This is a genomic window from Gluconobacter sp. R75690 (genome assembly GCF_015244525.1).
Lineage (GTDB): Bacteria > Pseudomonadota > Alphaproteobacteria > Acetobacterales > Acetobacteraceae > Gluconobacter > Gluconobacter potus.
In genome coordinates this window covers 121,542-141,275 of sequence record NZ_JABCQB010000001.1, presented here as the reverse complement: position 1 = coordinate 141,275, position 19,734 = coordinate 121,542, and the positions used below count along the sequence as shown (strand labels likewise).

Sequence of the window (19,734 nt, the reverse complement as noted above, 5' to 3'; positions counted from 1 at the left end):
CGTCGCGCTCTCATACCCGCCCGGCCTATCCATTTTCTGGCGGCCCGAACTCTTCGTTCGATCAATCCGGACAAAGCTGTTACGGTTTCCCGCCCGGATGTTCTTCCGGGCCTGTGACACCCCTTCGGCACGGCTTCTCTCCGATGCCGGAACAGGACCCATTCTGCATGACGGATGCCACCACCCGCTCCGCCGTAACATCTTCTTCCCAAGGCTCCCTGAGGGCCCTCCTGCCCTACTGGCAGGTCACTTTTGCGTCTTTTCTGGGCTGGTTCCTGGACGCTTTCGACCAGACGACGCTCATGTTCACGCTGCCGGACATCGCCCATGATTTCGGGTGCACGATCGCCGATCTGGGGGCCGTTCTGATGGGGCAGTCCATCGGCCGGGCCGTCGGGAATACCGGCTGGGGATGGCTGGCCGACCGCTACGGTCGCAAGCCGGCCTTCATGCTTGGCGTGGTCTGGTTTGCGGTCTTTTCCGCCCTGACTGGCCTCTCCCATCACTTTTATGTGCTCATGGCCGTGCAGTTCATGTTCGGAATCGGCTTTGGCGGCGAATGGACCGCCTCGGCCGCGCTTCTGATGGAAAGCGTTCCCGCCTGGACCCGCCCCATGGCCTCCGCCCTCATGATGTCCGGATATGAAGTCGGCTATTTCGTCGCGGCCGGCGTGCAGGCTCTGGTCCTGCCGCATTACGGCTGGCGCGTTCTGTTCTTCATCGGTCTGGCACCCGCCGCGCTGGCGCTGTTCATCCGGATCGGCGTACCCGAAAGTCCGGTGTGGCTTCGCAACCGCGAAGCACGCCTGGCACAGGGACGAAAGGAGCACGCCCCACCCCAGCTGCGTCCGAAATTCCGTCTGACAGGCGCAGCCTTTCAGGCCATTGCGTTCATGAGCTTTCTCGAATTCCAGAAAGCCGCGATCTACACCTATTATCCGACGATTCTGCGTGGCAGTCATCACCTGACGCAGCAGGCGGTCTTCTGGCCGGTCACGCTCTACTGCATCGGATCGTTCGGCGGAAAGGTTTTCTGCGGCTGGCTGGCTGAGCGGTTCGGGGAAGTCCGCGTCATGCTCAGTGCGCTGGTTGTCGTAATGCTGACGATCTGGCCGTTCCTGAGCGCCCCATCCTGGAACATGCTGCTGATTGCCGCCTTCGTCATGGGTGGGGCCGCTTCGGGTATCTTCGCCCTTGTTCCGCATTATCTGGCGCAGCGCTTTCCATCCGACACCCGCAGCTTCGGCATGGGGCTGGGCTATGCGCTCGGCTCCATCGGACAGGGCATGGCGCAGAAATTCGTGCCCATGTTCGGCCCGACGGCCCTGACCCTGCCACTGTCAGCGGAAATCTTTGTGCTGGGCACCAGCCTTGTGACCGGCGCCATCGCCCTCATCCGCCCGAAAGAACTTCCGGGCGAGCACATGGAAGGCGACGAAACGGCCTCTTAAAGAGAGAGAGAGGCCGCCAGCCACTCCGCCGCGCGGATGCCATCAATCCCGGCGGACAGGATCCCACCCGCATATCCTGCGCCCTCACCGGCCGGAAACAGCCCGCGCAGTGTTGGGCTCTGTCCTTCACGGTCACGACGTAGCCGGATGGGAGAGGACGTCCGCGTTTCCACGCCGGTCATGACCGCATCTTCCATCGAAAATCCGCGCAGTTTGCGCTCGAACTGCGGCAGGGCCTCGCGGATGGCATCCGTCACGAAAGCCGGCAGACATTGCGTCAGATCCGTCGGTGTCACACCCGGCTGGTAGGACGGCACAACCGCACCGAGAGACGTGGACGGACGTTCTGCCAGAAAGTCCCCAACCCGCTGGGCCGGCGCGTTGTAGTTGCTGCCGCCCGCGACAAATGCCGCTTTTTCCCAATGCCGCTGGAAGGCCACGCCGCCCAGCACGTCATCCGGAAAATCCAGTTCCGGCTTCACCTCGACGACGATGCCGCTATTGGCATTGCGCTCGGCCCGCGAATACTGGCTCATTCCGTTGGTGACGACCTGCCCTTCCTCGGACGTCGCCGCCACGACCTGCCCTCCCGGGCACATGCAGAACGAATAGACCGCACGGCCATTCGACGCATGATGGACGAGTTTGTAATCCGCCGCCCCCAGCATTTCATGCCCGGCGCTGGCCCCGAAACGGACCACGTCGATCACTGACTGCGGATGTTCGATACGCACACCGATGGAGAACGGCTTGGCGTCCATTTCCACATGCGCTTCACGCAGCATTTCGAACGTGTCACGCGCCGAATGTCCGACAGCCAGAATGACGCGTTCCGCCGGCAGCGTTTCGCCAGTGGACAGACGCAGGCCGCGCAGACGACGCTCCGTGCCCGCGCCTTCCATCTCGAACCCTTCAACACGGGTCTCGAAACGGTACTCGCCGCCCAGCCGCTCGATCTCAGCGCGGATGAACATGACCATCGTGACCAGACGGAACGTGCCGATATGCGGCTTGGAAATGGTCAGGATTTCTTCCGGCGCTCCCGCCCGTACGAATTCTTCCAGAACATGCCGCCCCAGATGCCGCGGGTCCGAAACGCCGGAATAGAGCTTGCCGTCCGAGAACGTCCCCGCCCCACCTTCGCCGAACTGCACGTTGCTTTCAGGCGTCAGGACGGATTTGCGCCACAGGGCGAACGTATCAACTGTCCGCGCCTTCACATCCTTGCCGCGCTCGATGATGATGGGTTTCAGCCCGGCCTGCGCCAGCGTCAGCGCCGCCATGATCCCGCACGGTCCCGCGCCGATCACGACGGGTCGCGGCATGCCTTCAGGCAGCGTCGCTTCCGGCGGATGATAGGTCGTGTCCGGCGTCGGCCGCACATGCTGGTCGCCCTCATGCGCTGCCAGTACTGCGGCTTCGTCGGCAACATCGCAGTCCACATTATAGACCAGCACGATATGGCCGCGCTTGCGGGCATCGTATCCACGACGCGCAACGTGCAGGGACTTGAGGTCCTCGGCAGGAATGTTCAGACGCGCAAGCACGGCCTCACGCAGCGCCTCCTCCGGATGATCCAGCGGCAGGCGCAGTTCGGTAATGCGGATCATCAGTGGTGCCCGTCCCCTGCCGTTTTCGAGACAGTCGGCGCAGGGTCAGCGTGATGCGTGTCCGGCGAACCTTCCATGATCCGGTCCATAATGGCCATCAGCACACCGGAGACGACGAAGGCGAGATGGATGCCCACGCTCCATTCCAGAGCGCGCGTCGAGGTCTCGTCCACGCGGATGAAGTCCGCCAGCACATGGATCGCGGACATGGCCACGATCGAGGCCATGAGCTTGATCTTGATGTCCCCGAACGTGACATGCCCGATCCAGCTCGGATAATCTTCATGCGTGCGGATATCGAGACGGGAGACGAAGTTCTCGTAACCCGAGAACATGACGATCAGCAGAAGATTGGCCAGCAGAACCAGATCGATCAGGTCCAGGACGCCGACGAACACGTCGTCGAAATCCAGCCCTGAGGCTTTCAGCACCAGCCCGATCAGCTGCTGGAAGAACTTGAAGGCCACCAGAAGCAGACCGACCGTCAGGCCGAAATAGAGCGGCGCCGCAATCCAGCGTGTCGCGAAAAACGCGCGCTCCATGAGGCCTTCCGCACGGCCAAAACTGCCGGTGCGTCGTCTGGGCTGCTGATCGGGAGAAGGAGAGGAAGTCGTCATGCTCCCTCTCTACGATTTCAGGCCGCGTTTCGCCACAGTGTTGTGAACGCTGGGCGTGAATCCCTTACGGCGTGATCTGCGTACCCAGAACCTTGAGGAACTGCCCGATCCAGGCGGGATGCGCGGGCCAGGCCGGCCCCGTCACGAACTGCCCGTCCGTCACCGCACCATCCATCGGGACGGACTGGTATTCGGCACCAGCGAGCAGCACTTCTGCCCGGCAGGCCGGATAGGCCGAGATCTTCTTCCCCTTGATGACACCTGCTGCCGCCAGAAGCTGCGGGCCATGACAGACAGCCGCGACCGGCTTGCCACTCTCGACGAAAGCGCGGACCAGATCCAGGACGCTCTCATCGGTGCTGAGCTGTTCCGGCGCGCGACCACCCGGAATAACCAGCGCGTCATAGGCGTCGGCCGTCACGCCCGCATAGGTCGCATTCAGCGTGAAGTTATGGCCGCGCTTTTCGGTATAGGTCTGGTGCCCCTCGAAATCATGAATGGCCGTTGCGACCTGTTCTCCGGCTTTCTTGCCCGGCGAGACGACATCGACCTTGTGCCCGACCAGAAGCAGCATCTGGAACGGCACCATGATTTCATAGTCCTCGACGAAATCACCCGCGATCATGAGAATACGCTTTTCAGCCATCGTCTCTTTCTCCTTCTTCATGTGCGCATCCTGACGCATCAGGAGCGCTGCCGTTCATATCAGTCACGACACCATGCCATGCACGGTTCGGCAATAGATATGGGACGGCCGCCTCACATGCAGTAAGGTCGGCTTTCACTTCTCACAGCACTGGCCTCCATGACCCCGGATCCCCATCACGACTGCGCCTGCGATCACGATCATCATGGCACCACCCTTCCGCATGAGCATCACGCACATGATCATGCGGACCATGATCATGATGACCATCACCATGATCACGACCATTGCGACGGGCACAGTCACGGTTTCGGATTCGGACATGCCCATGTTCATGCCCCTGCGAGTTTCGGCACGGCCTTTGCCATCGGCATTCTTCTGAACACGGCCTATGTCGCGGGGGAGGCCCTGTGGGGCGTTTGGGCCCACTCCATGTCCCTGCTGGCCGATGCGGGACACAATCTGTCCGACGTGCTCGGTCTCGCCGGGGCCTGGCTGGCGCAGGTTCTGGCCACACGCCCGTCCAGTGCGCGTTTCACCTACGGCCTGCGCCGCTCGACGATCCTCTCGGCCCTCGCGAACGCCACGATCCTGCTGCTCGTCACGGGTGGCATCGTCTGGGAATCCGTCCTGCGACTGTTCTCGCACCAGAATGTCCAGGGCGAGGTCATCAGCTGGGTCGCGCTGGTGGGGATTGCGGTCAATGCCGTGACAGCCCTGCTTTTCATGAAAGGCGCCTCGAGCGATCTCAACGTGCGCGGCGCGTTCCTGCACATGGCGGCCGATGCGGTCATGGCCTTTTCGGTCGTCATCGCGGGACTGCTGATCGCGTTCACGGGCTATACGATCATCGACCCGATCATGAGCCTGATCGTATCGGTTTCGATCGTGATCGGGACGTGGTCGCTACTGCGGAGCTCGCTGGATCTGGCGCTTGATGCTGTCCCGGCGGGGATCGATCCTGATGCCGTGCAGGCCGCTCTCCTGTCGCTTGATGGCGTCTCCGGACTGCATCACCTGCACATCTGGGCCATGAGCACGACCGAGACTGCCCTGACCGTCCATCTCGTCTGCGATCCCACGAAACCCGTCAGCACGGATCTGGTCATCGCCCGCGCCGCAGAGCTTGTCCGGACGCGTTTTGACATTGCCCATCCCACTTTCCAGCTTGAAACCCAGCCCTCAGTCTGCGACACGCACCAGCCCTGCTGCTGAGGACCCGTCATGACATCCACCCGCATCAAGGTCGCCCGCGCCTCCATCGTGCTGAGTGTGGTGGTGCTGGCCATCAAATACGCGGCCTATGTGGTCTCGGGCTCGGAAGCCCTGCTTTCGGACGCGATCGAGACCATCCTGAATGTCGTCGCAGCCGTCGGCACGCTCTGGGCCATGTCCGTCGCGGCCCTGCCAGCCGACGACAACCATCCTTACGGCCACGGCAAGGCGGAATATCTATCCGCCGTCATCGAAGGCGTGCTGGTTGTCCTCACGGCCATCGGCATTCTGGTCATCGCCATTCATGACTGGCGCCACCCCGAGCCGGTCAACGCCCCCTTCTCCGGTGTGGCGCTCAATGCGCTGGCCGGTCTGGTCAATCTCGTCTGGGGCCGCACCCTGATCACGGTTGGCCGAAAGCAGTCCTCACAGGCCCTTCAGGCTGCGGGCGAGCATGTGGTCTCGGATGTCTGGGCCACGATCGCGCTCGTGATCGGTGTCTCGCTGATCCCGCTGCTCAAATGGGACCGTCTTGATGCCGTGCTGTCCGCACTGGTGGCGCTGAACGTCATGCGCGCGGGCTTCTCCATGATGAAGCACTCCCTGTCCGGGCTGATGGACGAAGCGCCGTCGCCCGAGCAGATGGATGCGGTCAAGGCCGTGATTTCCGAGAGCGCCACAGGGGCTCTCGAAGCCCATGACCTGCGCATCCGCAAGGTCGGCGCCCTGTCTTTCGTGGAGTTCCACCTCGTGGTCCCGAGCACGCTTACGGTCCACGACGCCCATGAGATCTGCGACCAGATCGAGGCCGCCATCCGTTCCGAGCTCGGCCGCGCCTCCATCCACATTCATGTCGAGCCCGAAGACAAGGCCAAGCATTCCGGCGCGCTCGTCCTGACCTGACCCACCGCGACTGCGGAGAATCCGCATCAGACTGTGCGGTTTATGACACAGCTCTCAACGGATTAAGTCCCCTGCACCCCATCGGGCAAGAACTCTTGACCCCTTTCCCGCGTTAATGGCACGTGCAGAACATCAGCGCACGGGCCTGAACCGGGCGTCTCTTCCACACCCTGCCCCTCCCTCCCGGACGTCCGAATATTGGCTGATACACCGCCTCCTTCACCCGTCGCCGCCGTCCCGCCCGAGCCTCCCATCCCGGAGGCCCGCTCCTCGCAGCATGCCATGCGCCGCAAGGACCGCATCCTGCATCTGCGACGCTCGGCGAAGGTCACGACGCACCAGTGGCGCCGCACGGCGGTCTACTGGGTGGGTGCGGTTCTGGTCGGCATCGTGGCGGTCCTGTTCGCCCGGCTGGGTGACTGGGCGGCAGGTGTGCGCCATCAGATTGTGGGCTGGCATCCCACCGCCATGCTGGTTGTCGCCCCCGCGGGCCTCGCCCTCATTACCTGGGCCACACGCACCATCTTCAAGGGCGCACAGGGTTCCGGCATCCCCCAGACGATCGCGACACTGCACATCGAGAACGTTGCCGTCGTGGACCGCGTCCTGTCCCTCAAGACGTCCCTCGGCAAGATCCTGCTGACGTCTTTCGGGCTGATCTGCGGTGCCTCCATCGGTCGTGAAGGCCCCAGCGTTCAGGTTGGCGCGTCCATCATGCACGCCTTCTCACGCCTGCTTGGACAGTCGAACATCACCGCACGGCGCAGCATGATCCTGGCCGGTGGTGCGGCCGGCATGGCCGCCGCCTTCAACACGCCGCTCGCAGGCATCATGTTCGCCATCGAAGAGCTGTCCCACTCCTTCGAGCAGAAGGCCTCGGGGCGTACCCTGACCGTCGTGGTCCTGTCCGGTGTCACCGCCATCGCGCTGATCGGGAACTACACTTATTTCGGCCATGCGGATGTGGACGTTCCGGTCGGCACGGCATGGATCGCGGTGCTGACCTGCGGCATTCTCGGCGGCCTCGCAGGGGGCAGCTTCTCGGCCATTCTCATCAAAGCCTCGCGCGGGATTCCAGGCCCGGTGGGACAGTTCGCCGCCAAACGCCCGATCACCTTTGCCGCAGCCTGCGGCTTCGTGCTGGCCCTGATCGGCCTTGTTTCCAAGGGCGCGACTTATGGCACGGGCTATGATCAGGCCCGCGCCATTTTCAATGGCACCGAGCACTACCCGGCCTCGTTCTTCATCCTCAAATATCTGGCGATGATCGTCTCGTACTGCTCCGGCATCCCGGGCGGCATGTTCGCGCCCTCGCTCGCCATCGGGGCGGGGATCGGCGGATGGGTGGAACAGTTCCTCCCCCACACCACGCCCGGCGCGGTCGTACTTCTCGGCACTGTGGCCTATTTCTGTGGCATGTCGCAGTCACCTCTGACCGCGACGATCATCGTTATGGAAATGTGCGACAACCAGCAGGTCACGCTAGCCCTGCTGGCCACCTCCTTCTTGGCGTTCGGCGTATCAAAAATGATCTGCCCGCATTCACTGTACAGCAGCCTGGCCGACCGCTTCATGGAAGCCAATGACCGAGCCGCTCACCGCAATCACCCGCCACCAGCAGACAGGAAACCAGTGCCCTGATCTCTCAGGGCACTGATCACGAACTTACGGTTCGCTGAGCAGGGAATGAATTGCTGCGTCATGCTCGACGGCACACGTCCCCGCTTCAGGAGCCGGGGCCGTTCCCTGCATGGCCAGCAGGTCCTGACGCGCTGCCGCCAGATCGTCCTGAAGTTCCGGCTGTGCCAGCAGCACGTCCATGAGCGAGGACGCATTCAGATATCCCGCCTGAACATCCGACTTCCAGTGCGCCCCGCAGACGATCCGGCTTTCCCCGAACACACGCCCGCGCTGGAGAATGGCCGAGGCATGTTCCGGCATTAGATGCGCCAGAAGCAGCGCCATCCCGTATCCCGCCGTCGTATGACCTGACGGATAGGACGAATTCAGCCCAAGCCCTTCAGGAGACGTGCAGATCGGCAGGTTCGTGCCCACGAACGGCCGCGTACGGTGCCAGTATTTCTTCACGTCCGATGTCCGGTGTCCGACAGCATGTCGGATCCGCTCCAGCACGCGGGCCAGATGCGGCGCCTTTGCCAGATCGATCTCGAAACCTGGCCGCACAGGAGAAGTCCCGGACCAGATGCGCAGGGTCCAGATCCGCATCGCTCTGCGCCAGTTTCCAGCGCGGCGTGTCCTTCAGCGCGCGTGTGAGATGAAACACCCGGTCGTCATCACTCTGCGCGGCACTCCCGGGCGCGGGCGGCGGAGCCAGCACGAGGCGCTCGTCGGGAACCACACTGTCCGGCAGGATGCCGCCCTGGGCGGTAGCGGACGTATGCGTCGCAGGCGCGCAGGCGGAAAGAACAGTCGCACACAAGAGCAGTGCAGCGGGCAGACGAAGGGCAGGACGCATAAGCAGGAAAATCCAGTCAGGAAAACGGAGTGAGGAACCAGTCCGTATCCTTAACGTTCAGGGCTGCGGGCGCGAAGGCTTTTACGTGTGAAACTCTTATGAGACTGTCTCGGGACAAACATCCCAAAGCCCCCACAGGATCTTCATGACACCTGCTTCACCCCGTGTTTCCATCCGCTACTGCACGCAGTGCAACTGGCTGCTCCGCTCGGGCTGGATGGCGCAGGAACTGCTCTCCACCTTTGGTCAGGCCCTGGGTGAAGTCGCGCTCATCCCCGATACGGGCGGCCGATTCGAAATCCATGTGAACGAAACGCTGATCTGGGAACGCAAGCGCGACGGCGGCTTTCCCGGCCCGAAAGAACTGAAACAGCGCGTCAGGGACATCATTGCTCCCGAACGCGACTTGGGCCACACGGACCGGACCTCGGATCCGCAGCCGGAACGCTGACCCGCGGCCTAATCAGGGCATCATCTCGAAAGCCTGCCTGACCCGGTCCAGACTGTAGGGCTTGGGAACGAACAAGCCGCGCACCGGCAACCGGACCTGATCCGCGGGCATGTCGGCGGAGGTCAGGATGATCTTCACGGGCGGCCAGCGCTTCCGGGCCGTGGCAGCCAGTTTCTGGCCGTCCTCACCGCCTGGCAGGTGAATATCCGCAAACAGGTAACGGATCGTCGGATCCGTTTCGAGAAGCACTATGGCTTCTGCCGTCGTACGCGCGCTCAGGGTCCTGAAACCGGCATTCGCGAAGTAGTCCTCCGTCATCATACGGATGAAGACAATGTCTTCGACGATGAGGATCGTGGGCCGTGTGTCAGGGTCCTCCGGCATGTAAAACGGGTCTCCGGTGTGTCTCAGACCGTCGCGAGCGACAGGATGGGGGCGGTCAGGTCTGCACATAAACCCGTCGGGGCGTAGTGAAGTTCCGTTTTCCCGTGCCGCCCCAGTCCGGCCTTCAGAAGACGCACGCCAAAGCCGGTCCGGGCGGGTGGCGTAACCTGCGGTCCACCGGCCTCACGCCACTGCAATGCCATGACGCCCCCCTCGCCTGTTCCCGTCATCGTCCAGTGCAGAAACACCGTCCCCTCCGGAATACTCAGCGCACCATATTTCATGGCGTTCGTCGCCAGTTCATGCAGCAGCATCGAAAAGGACGTCGCCGTATCCGGACCCAGCTTGAGAAACGGTCCCGAGACCTGAACCCTGTTCTCCACGCCCAGCGGCGTCAGTACCCCCTGCACCAGACTCGCCAGATCCGTGGACTGCCAGTTCCGACGCATCAGCAGATCATGCGCCGCACTCAACGCCACCAGACGGGACGTAAAGGTCGTGAGCGGCCCCTGGTCGTCCACGCTGCGGAACCCCTGATGCGCCAGGCTCTGCACAATGCTCAGCGTATTCTTCAGGCGGTGCAGGATTTCATGATTGACGATCTCCTGACGCGTCTCGGCATCCCATTCGTCCAGCGCCGCAAAAATCCGGTCCGCGGCAGTCCGGATGAAGGACGTCTCGTCCAGCGTCCATTCCCGTGGAAGCGCGCTGTGCACGAACAGACAGCCCGTCAGTTCGCCATGATCCATTTTCGGGACGACAATCTGCGCCTCGATCTGCACCGCGCGACAGGCCTCACGCTCCTCGCGCATCCAGGACGGGCTGGAGAGATCATCCAGAATGAGGACGGCTCCACTGCGCAGGAAATCCGACGTCCGGCGGAAGGCCCTGAAGGAGAACTCTCCCGAAACCACCGGCATCCCCAGAGCGCACCATCCCTGATCGACGGTAAAGAGTTCGTCGCGCACCGTAATGGCTGCGAACCCGACACGCTGCACCTCCAGCCGCTGCCCCAGAAGGCGGCAGGATTCCGTCAGCGCCTGACTGCGCGTCGTGGCCATCCGCAGGGCATCGCCCACCGCCAGAAGGGTTGTCAGACGGCTGGTCGCATTCCGCTCAGGGGTGATGTCCTGAATTGTTCCGATCAGGCGGACAGGACGCCCCGCCTCGTCACGATCCAGCACGCCCTGGCGCAGAACCCAGCGTTCCCGCTGGTCATCCGCCCGCACCACGCGATATTCGAGTTTCAGCGGCGCCGATCCGTCCAGAAGCTGCGACAGGACAGGCATCTGCGGTCTGTCGTCCTCATGCACCTGCGCGACCCACTGCCGCACCGTCAGGATATCCGTGACGGGCAGGCCGATGATGCGACAGACTTCCGGGGAAACGGCGATGTCCCCGCTGATCAGATCATATTCGTAGATCCCCACCCCACCGGCCGCGCCGGCCTCCTGCTGGAGGGCATATTTCTCCATGGCGTGACGGCGCTCCACATCCGCCTGCCTCGCCTGCCGGGTGGCCCTCTCCCGGCGGATCTGCTGCGCCGTCAGACGCCGTTCCTGCGCCACGGTTTCCCGACGCATCTCCATCAGCCGCATGGCCTGACGCGCCAGAGCCGCCAGACCGTTACTTTCCGCCTGCGAGAGACCCTGCGGACGTGTCTCAAGATCCACAACGCACAGCGTGCCGAAAACCTCCTCTTCTGCGGTAAACAGCGGATAGCCGGCATAAAAGCGCAGGCCCGGCGCCCCGCAGACAAGACCGTTTTTCCGCGTCTCGGGATCGGCCATCATATCGGGGATCACCACCGGCGCCCGGCGCGTGATGACAGGCGCACATCCCGAATTGGCCAGGGCCCCGGACGGCTGATCCGTACCGACCCGCGCGGAAAACCAGAGCTGGTCCCCGTCGAGAATACTGACCAACGCGATCGGCGTGCGACAGACGGCCGCCGCCGCGACTGCAATGTCATCAAGGTCGAGATCCGAAAATGCTTTCAGATCCCCGTACATATTCAGATCAGCAGGCCTCTCCGCCGGAAACGGCGGTGCGTCCGGCGAAACCACGGTCTTCACAGACGCTTTTGGGGCTGGGTCCATGCTGGGCATGAGCGAACATACCGTGTTTCAGGGGCAGCAACAATTCATCAGAAAAGTTGCCGCCCCTTTCAGGCTTCAGCCCGCACTGGACAGGTCGATCGCCGCCAGAACGCCCTCTTCGGTTCCGAACACCAGAGATCCGCCCTGCGGCGTGAACCCCAGCGACGTCACCTTGCCCCGCTTCGTGTCCTGTCCGGAGCACAGCGGCAGGACGCGCTGGTCGCCCCCTCCGATTTCCGCGAGCACGACCGTCCCCTCTTCATAGCCCGCCGCGATGATGTCTTCCTTCGGGTTCGGACAGACCGCACTGACGAACAGCCCTGGCAGACGCGCCAGTTCGGCCGGAGCTTTGCCCATTGGCCCGCCGCCAAAGAACGGCCACAGGATGATCGCATCCGCCCCGGCCGTCGCCAGCCAGCGGCCATTGCGCGTGAAGGCCAGCGATTTCACCTGCTTCGGATAGCCGCTCATGCGCATGTTGTGCCCATCCGACAGACGCCAGCCATGCAGGTCGTTCTCCTGCATGGACGTCACCAAGGCCTCGCCGCCCGGATGGATGGCAATCGCGATATGGCTGCCCTTCCATTCAAACGGTCGCACCGTATCGACCTTCGCCTGCACGAACCACATCGACGCCCCATTATAATGTGACGCCGCGATCCGCTTGCCCTTCGCATCGAACACGATGCCGGTCACGGTCGAAGGATGCTCCAGAACCTTGAGCGTTTCCCGCCCTTCCGTTGTCCGGACCTCGACCTGCTTGCCCGTCGAGAACGCCAGATGCCCCGTCGTGCTCGCCACACAGTCGATCCAGCGCCGGCCCTCATGCAGGGTCTCGCTCCGTCCGTCAGCAAAGGTCCGGACAAGCTTTCCGTCCTCGCCGCCCGACAGGAACGCATCCGGAGCGCAATCCTGTGCCAGACACAGCCCGCCATCATGCGCTGCCACAACGGTCCAGCTTTCCGGATCCCGCAGACGGGCACGGGGAATCAGCACAAGCTCCCCATCCGCCGTCAGGGCTGCAAAACCGTGCCCGTCCCGCGAGGAGACGACCTGGACAACCGGACTCTCGAACTGGCGCTCTCCGCCCCGGTCCGTCAGAAGATCACCCATCATTCCGCAATGCAGCTTTCAAAGCCGCGACGAAGCTGCGGACGGTTGAGATTGCGCCCGATGAACACCAGACGGGATTCCCGGCTCTCGCCCTCGCGGAACGGACCGATGAAGTCGCCATCCGCCATCATGTGCACGGCCTGGAACGCAAAGCGGTCCTTCTCGCCCTTGAAATGCAGAATGCCCTTGGCCCGCAGAATGTCCGCCCCCTGCTCCTGAAGGATCGCCCCGATCCAGGCCTGAAAACGACGCTGGTCGATCAGGTCCTTGATGCTCAGGGAAATGCTGGTGATGCCCTCTTCATGCGAGTGATGGTCGTTTTCCAGAAAATCCGGCATCGTCTTGAGCGCACGCGTCAGATCGAAGCCGCCCCGGTCAAGGATGTCCGTCAGCTTCACGCCGCCATGCTGCGCCTCATGGATCTGCGCCACCGCATTGATCTTGCGCAGACGGGCCACGATCTCCTTGCGGCGTTCTTCATCCGCAAGATCAACCTTGTTGAGCACGATCACATCCGCAAACGCGATCTGGTTCACGGCCTCGGGGCTTTCGTCCAGCGTTTCCATGACGTTGAACGCATCCACAACCGTCACGACCGCATCCAGACGGGCTTTCTCCCGCAGGTTCTCGTCCACGAAGAACGTCTGCGCGACCGGCGCCGGATCGGCCAGTCCGGTCGTCTCGACAATGATGCCGTCAAAGCGGTTCCGCCGACGCAGCAGACTGCCCAGAATGCGGATCAGATCCCCGCGCACCGTGCAGCAGATGCAGCCGTTGTTCATCTCGAACACTTCCTCGTCGGCATCCACCACGAGGTCATTGTCGATCCCGAGTTCGCCGAACTCGTTGACGACGACCGCATATTTGCGGCCATGTTCGGCCGTCAGGATATGATTGAGAAGCGTCGTCTTGCCGGCGCCGAGAAAGCCGGTCAGGACCGTCACGGGAACCGTTCCGGTCCGCGTCGGGGTCGCAGTAGTGTCAGGGGTGCTGGACATAAGGCCTCCGTAATCTGCCTTACGATATAGGCCGGTCCCTGTCCGCTTGAAACCCGTCCCCACCCCGGAATGTCCGATAGGCCAGCGCCAGCCCCAGAAGCAGGAAGCCCCATCCGCTCAGGGGCAGGTTCAGGAAGTCCGAAGACGATGCGATCGGCCATTCCTGAATGAACACGGCGGCAAACAGTCCGATCGAAATGGCCGCGCCATTCCGCCCCGGCCAGATCGCCTTCAGCCAGGTCGCGATCATCAGCACAAACAGGATAAGCCCCGGCACCCCCGCATTCACCAGCGCCTGAAGGTAGTGGTTGTGCGGATGCTGCACACAGAGGGATAGCCATCCCTGTTCCGGAATGGCATCAGACAGACCCGCGATCCCATGAAACGTGGATGGCGCGGCACAGTAATGCCGGTAGGCGTCATAACCCTGTCCAACCCAAGGATGCGCCTGCGCCATCACGACCGCATGGGTATAGATTTCCCCATAGGGCGACTGTCCGAAATGCGTGAGCTGCTGCCGCGCCAGCGTTACGAGATGGAAGAAGCTGCCCGGCGAAAACACCCGCGCCACCAGCACCAGAACCGGCAACATCGCCGCGGCCGCCAGTGCTGCCGGACGCATTGGCCGGTACAGCAGCGCGCACACCCCGATCCCCAGCAGGGACAGTGCAAGCGGCATCCGCTGCCCGGCCAGAACCATAATCCCGACCGCCAGAACCGTAGCCGCGCACAGTCCCAGCGTCCGCACCAGACGGCTGCGCGCCCCTTCCGCCGCCGCACACCCGACCATCAGCAGGGGCAAAATCAACCGGGACAGAGGTGCCGCAGCCCGCGGATGCGCATACGGCCCAGTCAGCGTTCCGTCATGAAAGCGTGGAATCCCGAACAGATTGCGCCCGAACACGGCCTGGATCAGCATCTGCAATGCAATATAGACCCCGCACGCACAGGTCAGCCACAGCACGCGACGGCGCCAGACTGCATCCTTCAGCACCCAACAGCCCAAAGCAGCGGCCGCGAGTGGAAAACGGATCGCCAGCAGGGACTGAACCAGCGCCCCATGCCCCGGCGACACCCACAATGTGCACAACACCTGCCAGCCCCACCAGCAGAATGTCGCCACGACCCAAGGCTCCCGGAACCAGTCCCATCCGCCCTCGCGCCGCCCGGTCAGGCCCGAATGCAGCAGAAGCAGCACGGCCAGAAGATCAAGATCGGCCTCACCCGCCACGCGCACATGCGTCAGGGCCAGAGGCAGGACCACGGCAGCCCAGCGGCCGATCCGGGTCAGGACAGAAGGAGAGAAACGCATCTGGCGTGGATGAAAGGTTTCCCGCTGCCATGCAACCACTTACAGTCCGAAGCGCTTTTTCGTTACCGTCCATTTCAAGTGGAGACACTCATGGCATCCGACACCATCCGCATCCCCGGCATCGACACGCCTCTCTCCCGCGTCGCCCTCGGCACCTGGGCCATCGGCGGCTGGATGTGGGGCGGCCCCGATGATGACAATGGCATCCGCACCATTCACGCGGCCCTCGATGAAGGCATCAATCTGATCGACACCGCGCCGGTCTACGGCTTCGGCCATTCCGAGGAAATCGTCGGCCGGGCGCTCGCTGAAAAGCCCAACAAGGCCCATGTCGCCACGAAACTCGGGCTGCACTGGGTTGGCGAAGACGAAAAGAACATGAAGGTCTTCCGGGATTCCCGCCCGGCCCGCATCCGCAAGGAAGTCGAGGACTCGTTGCGTCGTCTGCGTGTGGAGACGATCGACCTCGAACAGATCCACTGGCCCGACGACAAAACCCCGATCGACGAGAGCGCCCGCGAGCTTCAGAAGCTCCATCAGGAAGGCAAGATCCGAGCCCTCGGCGTGAGCAACTTCTCGCCGGAACAGATGGACATCTTCCGCGAAGTCGCCCCGCTCGCCACGATCCAGCCGCCGCTGAACCTTTTCGAACGCACCATCGAGAAGGACATCCTGCCCTACGCCGAGAAGCACAACGCCGTCGTTCTCGCTTACGGGGCCCTCTGCCGTGGCCTGCTAACCGGCAAGATGAACCGAGACACAACCTTCCCGAAGGATGATCTGCGTTCGAACGATCCGAAGTTCCAGAAGCCGAATTTCGAGAAGTATCTCGCAGCCGTGGACGAGTTCGAAAAGCTTGCCGAAAAGCGCGGCAAGTCGGTGATGGCCTTCGCCGTTCGCTGGGTTCTCGATCAAGGCCCGGTCATCGCCCTGTGGGGGGCCCGCAAGCCGGGTCAGGTCTCAGGCGTCAAGGACGTCTTCGGCTGGTCCCTGACCGACGAGGAAAAGAAAGCCGTGGACGACATTCTGGCCCGGCACGTCCCCAATCCCATCGACCCGACCTTCATGGCGCCCCCGGCACGGGACTGACCTCAAAGCTGCGGTGGGCGGCGCGCGAATGCAATCGCCGCCTGCCGCAGCTCTTCCTGCCGGACACGGGCAGCCGCAACATCGAACAGCGCTGCCCGCTCCCGCCCCCGTTCTCCCAACCGGGCTCTGAGACCCTCGTCGTCCATCAGACGGCTCAGAGCCTGTTCCAGCGCCCCGGCTTCGTCCGGCGCTGCGAGCAAAGCCGCATCTCCCACCAGATCAGGCAGCGCGCCCACAGGTGACGCAAGAACTGCCGCACCACATCCCATGGCTTCCAGCGCAGTCATACCAAAAGGCTCTTCCCAGCGACTGGGCACCACCACCACAGCCGCCGCCGCCATCGCCTCCAGTACATCATCATGAGGCCGGTATCCCGTCATCATGACCCCCGCAGCCGCGGCCACAGGCCGCAGCTTTTCCAGAAAAGGCGTTTCCGGTGAGTCGGGTCCAAAGCGGTCCGCCCCCATGATGACAGCCCTCCATCCCGGATACCGGGACCGGAGCGCACCCCAGGCCCGGACAAACGCGTCCACGCCCTTGTCCGCTACAACCCGCCCCGCGAACAGCACCACTTTCTGCCGCAGACCGGCCGTCGGCAATACGGACAGATCGATACAGTTGGGCTGCACCTCCGTCCGGACCGGCCCGCATCCTTCACAAAAACGCCCGGTCACCCAGTCCGAAACGCCGCAAACCAGAACATGCCGGGCAAGATCTTCCCTCTGCCGGACGGAACGCGCGCCGCGCATTGTGCAGGGATCGTTATGGAGAATCAGCCTGACGGGCCCGAACCGGGCCAGAAAACGCGCCAGATCAGGCCGATTGTGAATTTCCGTCAAAGCAGGGCGACAAAACCGCATCATCGCCACACAGGCGAAACGCAGACGCCACTTCCGTGAGAGCGGAACCCGGGGCAGGATTAACGGCCTGTATTGCCCGCCAGGCAGAGGCGTGCCGATCCGTCCCATTCCCGCCACAACATCCGAAAACCGCGCTTCCCGGCTGACAAGAAGGGAAATCGCCCCCGCATGCCCCGCCTCATAACGCTCCCGCGGTGGCAGAATGGTCAGGACGGGGTGCTGCATGATGTCCGGGTCCTCGTTCAGAAACATTTTGTTTCAGTTTGGACAGTTCATGACTGTCCGATATTTCCAGTTTCTTAACAAAAACCGCGCCATCTTCTTCGAAGACAGAGGATAAGAAATGATCGTGCATATTCCCCAGAGGACCAGCCAGGAAGGGACTCCACACCGCGTGGACGCCACCTTCCCGAAGACTGCGCCCCGGGGAAGGGTACCTGGCAGCACCTCACGAGAAAACATCACCGCGCTGTTTCCCATCCATCATCTCGCCGACGCCTCCAGCGAAGGACTGGCCATCCTCTATCAGGACCGGATCATCGAGGCCAACAGACCCCTTCTCTCCTGCATCGGAACCGATCTCCAGAACTTCCCCGCCATCCGCGATATCCTTCCCGGAGTCCGGAAAACCCCACCGGATAACAGTTACCATCCCGGTGTCCTCCGAACACTGGAAGGACGGAGCTTTCAGGTCGCGTTCCGGCTGACTCCGCTTCGACGCAATGACCTGGACTGCCTGGCCCTGGCCATCACGTTTCCCCCCTGCCTCTCTGCATCTCACAGCCTTCCTCCGGAGAGTGTTACAGGGCTGTGCGGGCGGGAAGAGTTCGAGAAAGGTATGAGCGCGTTTCTCGGCAACGGAACAACACGGCAGCCCGCAGGAATTCTTCTACACGCCAACATCAATCGTTTCCGCATCATTAACGAGCGCTATGGCACCCGCATCGCCGACAGCGTTCTCAATGAAATCGGGCAACGTCTTCGAGCGTTCCTGACCGAGGAGTGCATGGCCGCACGGCTGGGCGGCGACGATTTCGGCATTTTCTGCCCGTTCCCCTACGAACACCCGATCCAGGCAACCCGCTGGGCCCAGATCATCCGGGATATTTTCCATACCACCCTCTCGATAGACGGACACAGGATCCACCTGACAGCCAGCATCGGCTGCTGCCTCATCCCGTTCGACACCTACCATTTCGAAACGGCCTGTCATTACGCAGAACTGGCCCTGAAGGAGGCGCGCCGCCTTCAGTCGCCGGACTGGATCAGATTCACTCCCCTCATGCAGGCCGATGTCCATCATCGCTCGAAGCTGGAACATGATCTGCAACGCGCGCTCGAGACAAACCAGTTTTTCCTGGAATTCCAGCCCCTGATCTGCCTCAGGACGAACCGGATCGAATGCGTTGAAGCGCTCCTGCGCTGGCAGCACCCCACAAGAGGGGTCATTTCTCCCAACGAATTCATCCCCATAGCGGAAGAGAGCGGCCTGATCGTCCCGATCGGTCGATGGGTGCTGCTCGAAGCCTGCGCCCAGGTCAGCAGACTGCCCTCGCATGTCAGGGTCGCCGTCAATATTTCCGCAGTCCAGTTCCTTCATGATGACATGTACGCCGCCGTAATCCAGACCCTGTTCCAGACAGGTCTGGCGGCGGAACGCCTTGAACTCGAACTGACAGAAAGCATCTTTCTCGACGCCGTACAGCGCAATCTGGAAACCATGACCAAGATCCGCGCTCTTGGCGTCAAGATCGTCATGGACGATTTCGGTATCGGGTTTTCAAGCCTCAATTACCTGCGCAGTTTTCCCTTCGACAGGATCAAGATTGACCGCTCATTCATCCGGGACATGCTGAACGACCCGCAGGCCCAGAGCATCGTCAGCGCCATCATGACACTGGGGCACGCCATGTCGATGGAAGTCATCGCCGAAGGCGTCGAAACCGCAGCCCAACTCGAAATGCTGAGGCACACCTCCTGCAGCACAGCACAGGGCTTCCTGATGGGGCGCCCGGCTCCCCTCGCCAACCTGTCAGCCTATCCCGGAATGACCGATACTCCCGTCATATCCGGGAAGAACAGCGGAACCTCGGCGTCCGCGTCTTAACGCAGATCGGCTTTCCGCTCCCCGGCGAGACGTTCACGCCGAAGAACCCGCCGTGTCTCACGAAGCAGACGATACTTCTCAACAGCCGACAGCGCTGGCTTTCTCTCCCTTTCAGAAGAGTGACAGTCCTGTGATTCCGCAGGAATATGAAACGAAGCCCCCTCAGTTTTCCTGTAAGATGCCATCATCTTTCCATTCAAATACTTTGCTACAGCCTGTAACCGAAATAATCTTGAGTTGTCGAGAATTTACTGACACCTCCCATACCTCCCCAGGGTGAGCATATTTTCCATCCGCACAGACACCTCTTCGTGATTTGTGCAGGACAGTTTGTATTTCCGTTTCCGGATGTCCAGGCAGGACCCACACTCAGACATTGACCACTGTGATACGGAAGGTTAAC

General features: G+C 62.3%; 17 protein-coding genes. 7 read left to right on the top strand and 10 right to left on the bottom strand.

Features of this window, described 5'->3' with window-relative positions; genetic code table 11:
- Nucleotides 1–167 precede the first annotated feature (167 nt).
- A complete protein-coding gene (locus tag HKD27_RS00660) occupies nucleotides 168–1,451 on the top strand; it encodes an MFS transporter (protein ID WP_194688265.1) in 1,284 nt (427 codons plus the stop codon).
- On the opposite strand, the gene HKD27_RS00655 is transcribed toward HKD27_RS00660, so the two are convergent.
- The 3 genes from HKD27_RS00655 to HKD27_RS00645 form a co-directional block, all read right to left on the bottom strand.
- Nucleotides 1,448–3,061 carry an NAD(P)/FAD-dependent oxidoreductase gene (locus tag HKD27_RS00655; RefSeq protein WP_194688266.1) on the bottom strand — a complete coding sequence of 538 codons (1,614 nt, stop codon included), beginning with the start codon at nucleotides 3,059–3,061 and terminating at the stop codon, nucleotides 1,448–1,450. The genes HKD27_RS00660 and HKD27_RS00655 overlap by 4 nt on opposite strands.
- Nucleotides 3,061–3,678: a TIGR00645 family protein gene (locus HKD27_RS00650; RefSeq protein WP_194688267.1), complete on the bottom strand. Its 618-nt coding sequence runs from the start codon at nucleotides 3,676–3,678 to the stop codon at nucleotides 3,061–3,063. Before HKD27_RS00650 ends, HKD27_RS00655 begins: the two co-directional genes overlap by 1 nt.
- Before the next feature lie 64 nt (nucleotides 3,679–3,742).
- Complete coding sequence (locus HKD27_RS00645; RefSeq protein ID WP_062497638.1) at nucleotides 3,743–4,324, bottom strand: DJ-1/PfpI family protein; 582 nt, start codon at nucleotides 4,322–4,324, stop codon at nucleotides 3,743–3,745.
- A gap of 159 nt (nucleotides 4,325–4,483) precedes the next feature.
- Between HKD27_RS00645 and HKD27_RS00640 the strand changes: the two genes are divergently transcribed.
- From HKD27_RS00640 to HKD27_RS00630, 3 genes are all read left to right on the top strand, one after another.
- Complete coding sequence (locus tag HKD27_RS00640) at nucleotides 4,484–5,539, top strand: cation diffusion facilitator family transporter (protein WP_194688268.1); 1,056 nt, start codon at nucleotides 4,484–4,486, stop codon at nucleotides 5,537–5,539.
- A 9-nt stretch (nucleotides 5,540–5,548) separates the two neighbouring features.
- A complete protein-coding gene (locus HKD27_RS00635; protein WP_041111940.1) occupies nucleotides 5,549–6,442 on the top strand; it encodes a cation diffusion facilitator family transporter in 894 nt (297 codons plus the stop codon).
- Nucleotides 6,443–6,724: 282 nt separating this feature from the next.
- A complete protein-coding gene (locus HKD27_RS00630) occupies nucleotides 6,725–8,083 on the top strand; it encodes a chloride channel protein (RefSeq protein ID WP_194688379.1) in 1,359 nt (452 codons plus the stop codon).
- Between the two features lie 24 nt (nucleotides 8,084–8,107).
- Here HKD27_RS00630 and HKD27_RS00625 read toward each other — a convergent pair whose 3' ends face one another.
- Nucleotides 8,108–8,668, bottom strand: a complete 561-nt coding sequence (locus HKD27_RS00625) for a phosphatase PAP2 family protein (RefSeq protein ID WP_228518254.1) — start codon at nucleotides 8,666–8,668, stop codon at nucleotides 8,108–8,110.
- Nucleotides 8,669–9,063: 395 nt separating this feature from the next.
- On the opposite strand from HKD27_RS00625, the gene HKD27_RS00620 reads away from it, so the two are divergent.
- Nucleotides 9,064–9,369, top strand: a complete 306-nt coding sequence (locus HKD27_RS00620; protein WP_041111937.1) for a SelT/SelW/SelH family protein — start codon at nucleotides 9,064–9,066, stop codon at nucleotides 9,367–9,369.
- A gap of 12 nt (nucleotides 9,370–9,381) precedes the next feature.
- On the opposite strand, the gene HKD27_RS00615 is transcribed toward HKD27_RS00620, so the two are convergent.
- The 5 genes from HKD27_RS00615 to HKD27_RS00595 form a co-directional block, all read right to left on the bottom strand.
- Nucleotides 9,382–9,753, bottom strand: a complete 372-nt coding sequence (locus HKD27_RS00615; protein WP_194688269.1) for a response regulator — start codon at nucleotides 9,751–9,753, stop codon at nucleotides 9,382–9,384.
- Between the two features lie 23 nt (nucleotides 9,754–9,776).
- Nucleotides 9,777–11,765, bottom strand: a complete 1,989-nt coding sequence (locus HKD27_RS00610) for a GAF domain-containing protein (RefSeq protein WP_194688270.1) — start codon at nucleotides 11,763–11,765, stop codon at nucleotides 9,777–9,779.
- 162 nt (nucleotides 11,766–11,927) lie between these two features.
- Complete coding sequence (locus tag HKD27_RS00605) at nucleotides 11,928–12,968, bottom strand: WD40 repeat domain-containing protein (RefSeq protein ID WP_194688271.1); 1,041 nt, start codon at nucleotides 12,966–12,968, stop codon at nucleotides 11,928–11,930.
- A complete protein-coding gene (locus HKD27_RS00600) occupies nucleotides 12,965–13,963 on the bottom strand; it encodes a GTP-binding protein (protein WP_062497542.1) in 999 nt (332 codons plus the stop codon). The genes HKD27_RS00605 and HKD27_RS00600 overlap by 4 nt, the downstream gene beginning before the upstream one ends.
- A 19-nt stretch (nucleotides 13,964–13,982) precedes the next feature.
- Entirely contained in the window at nucleotides 13,983–15,314 is a 1,332-nt protein-coding gene (locus tag HKD27_RS00595; protein ID WP_370544209.1) for an O-antigen ligase family protein, read from the bottom strand.
- A gap of 51 nt (nucleotides 15,315–15,365) precedes the next feature.
- Between HKD27_RS00595 and HKD27_RS00590 the strand changes: the two genes are divergently transcribed.
- Nucleotides 15,366–16,364: an aldo/keto reductase gene (locus HKD27_RS00590; RefSeq protein WP_194688272.1), complete on the top strand. Its 999-nt coding sequence runs from the start codon at nucleotides 15,366–15,368 to the stop codon at nucleotides 16,362–16,364.
- Between the two features lie 2 nt (nucleotides 16,365–16,366).
- On the opposite strand, the gene HKD27_RS00585 is transcribed toward HKD27_RS00590, so the two are convergent.
- Nucleotides 16,367–17,449 carry a glycosyltransferase family 4 protein gene (locus HKD27_RS00585; protein ID WP_228518255.1) on the bottom strand — a complete coding sequence of 361 codons (1,083 nt, stop codon included), beginning with the start codon at nucleotides 17,447–17,449 and terminating at the stop codon, nucleotides 16,367–16,369.
- 118 nt (nucleotides 17,450–17,567) lie between these two features.
- Here HKD27_RS00585 and HKD27_RS00580 point away from each other — a divergent pair, with 118 nt between their 5' ends.
- Nucleotides 17,568–19,331 carry a bifunctional diguanylate cyclase/phosphodiesterase gene (locus HKD27_RS00580; protein WP_194688274.1) on the top strand — a complete coding sequence of 588 codons (1,764 nt, stop codon included), beginning with the start codon at nucleotides 17,568–17,570 and terminating at the stop codon, nucleotides 19,329–19,331.
- Nucleotides 19,332–19,734: the final 403 nt, after the last annotated feature.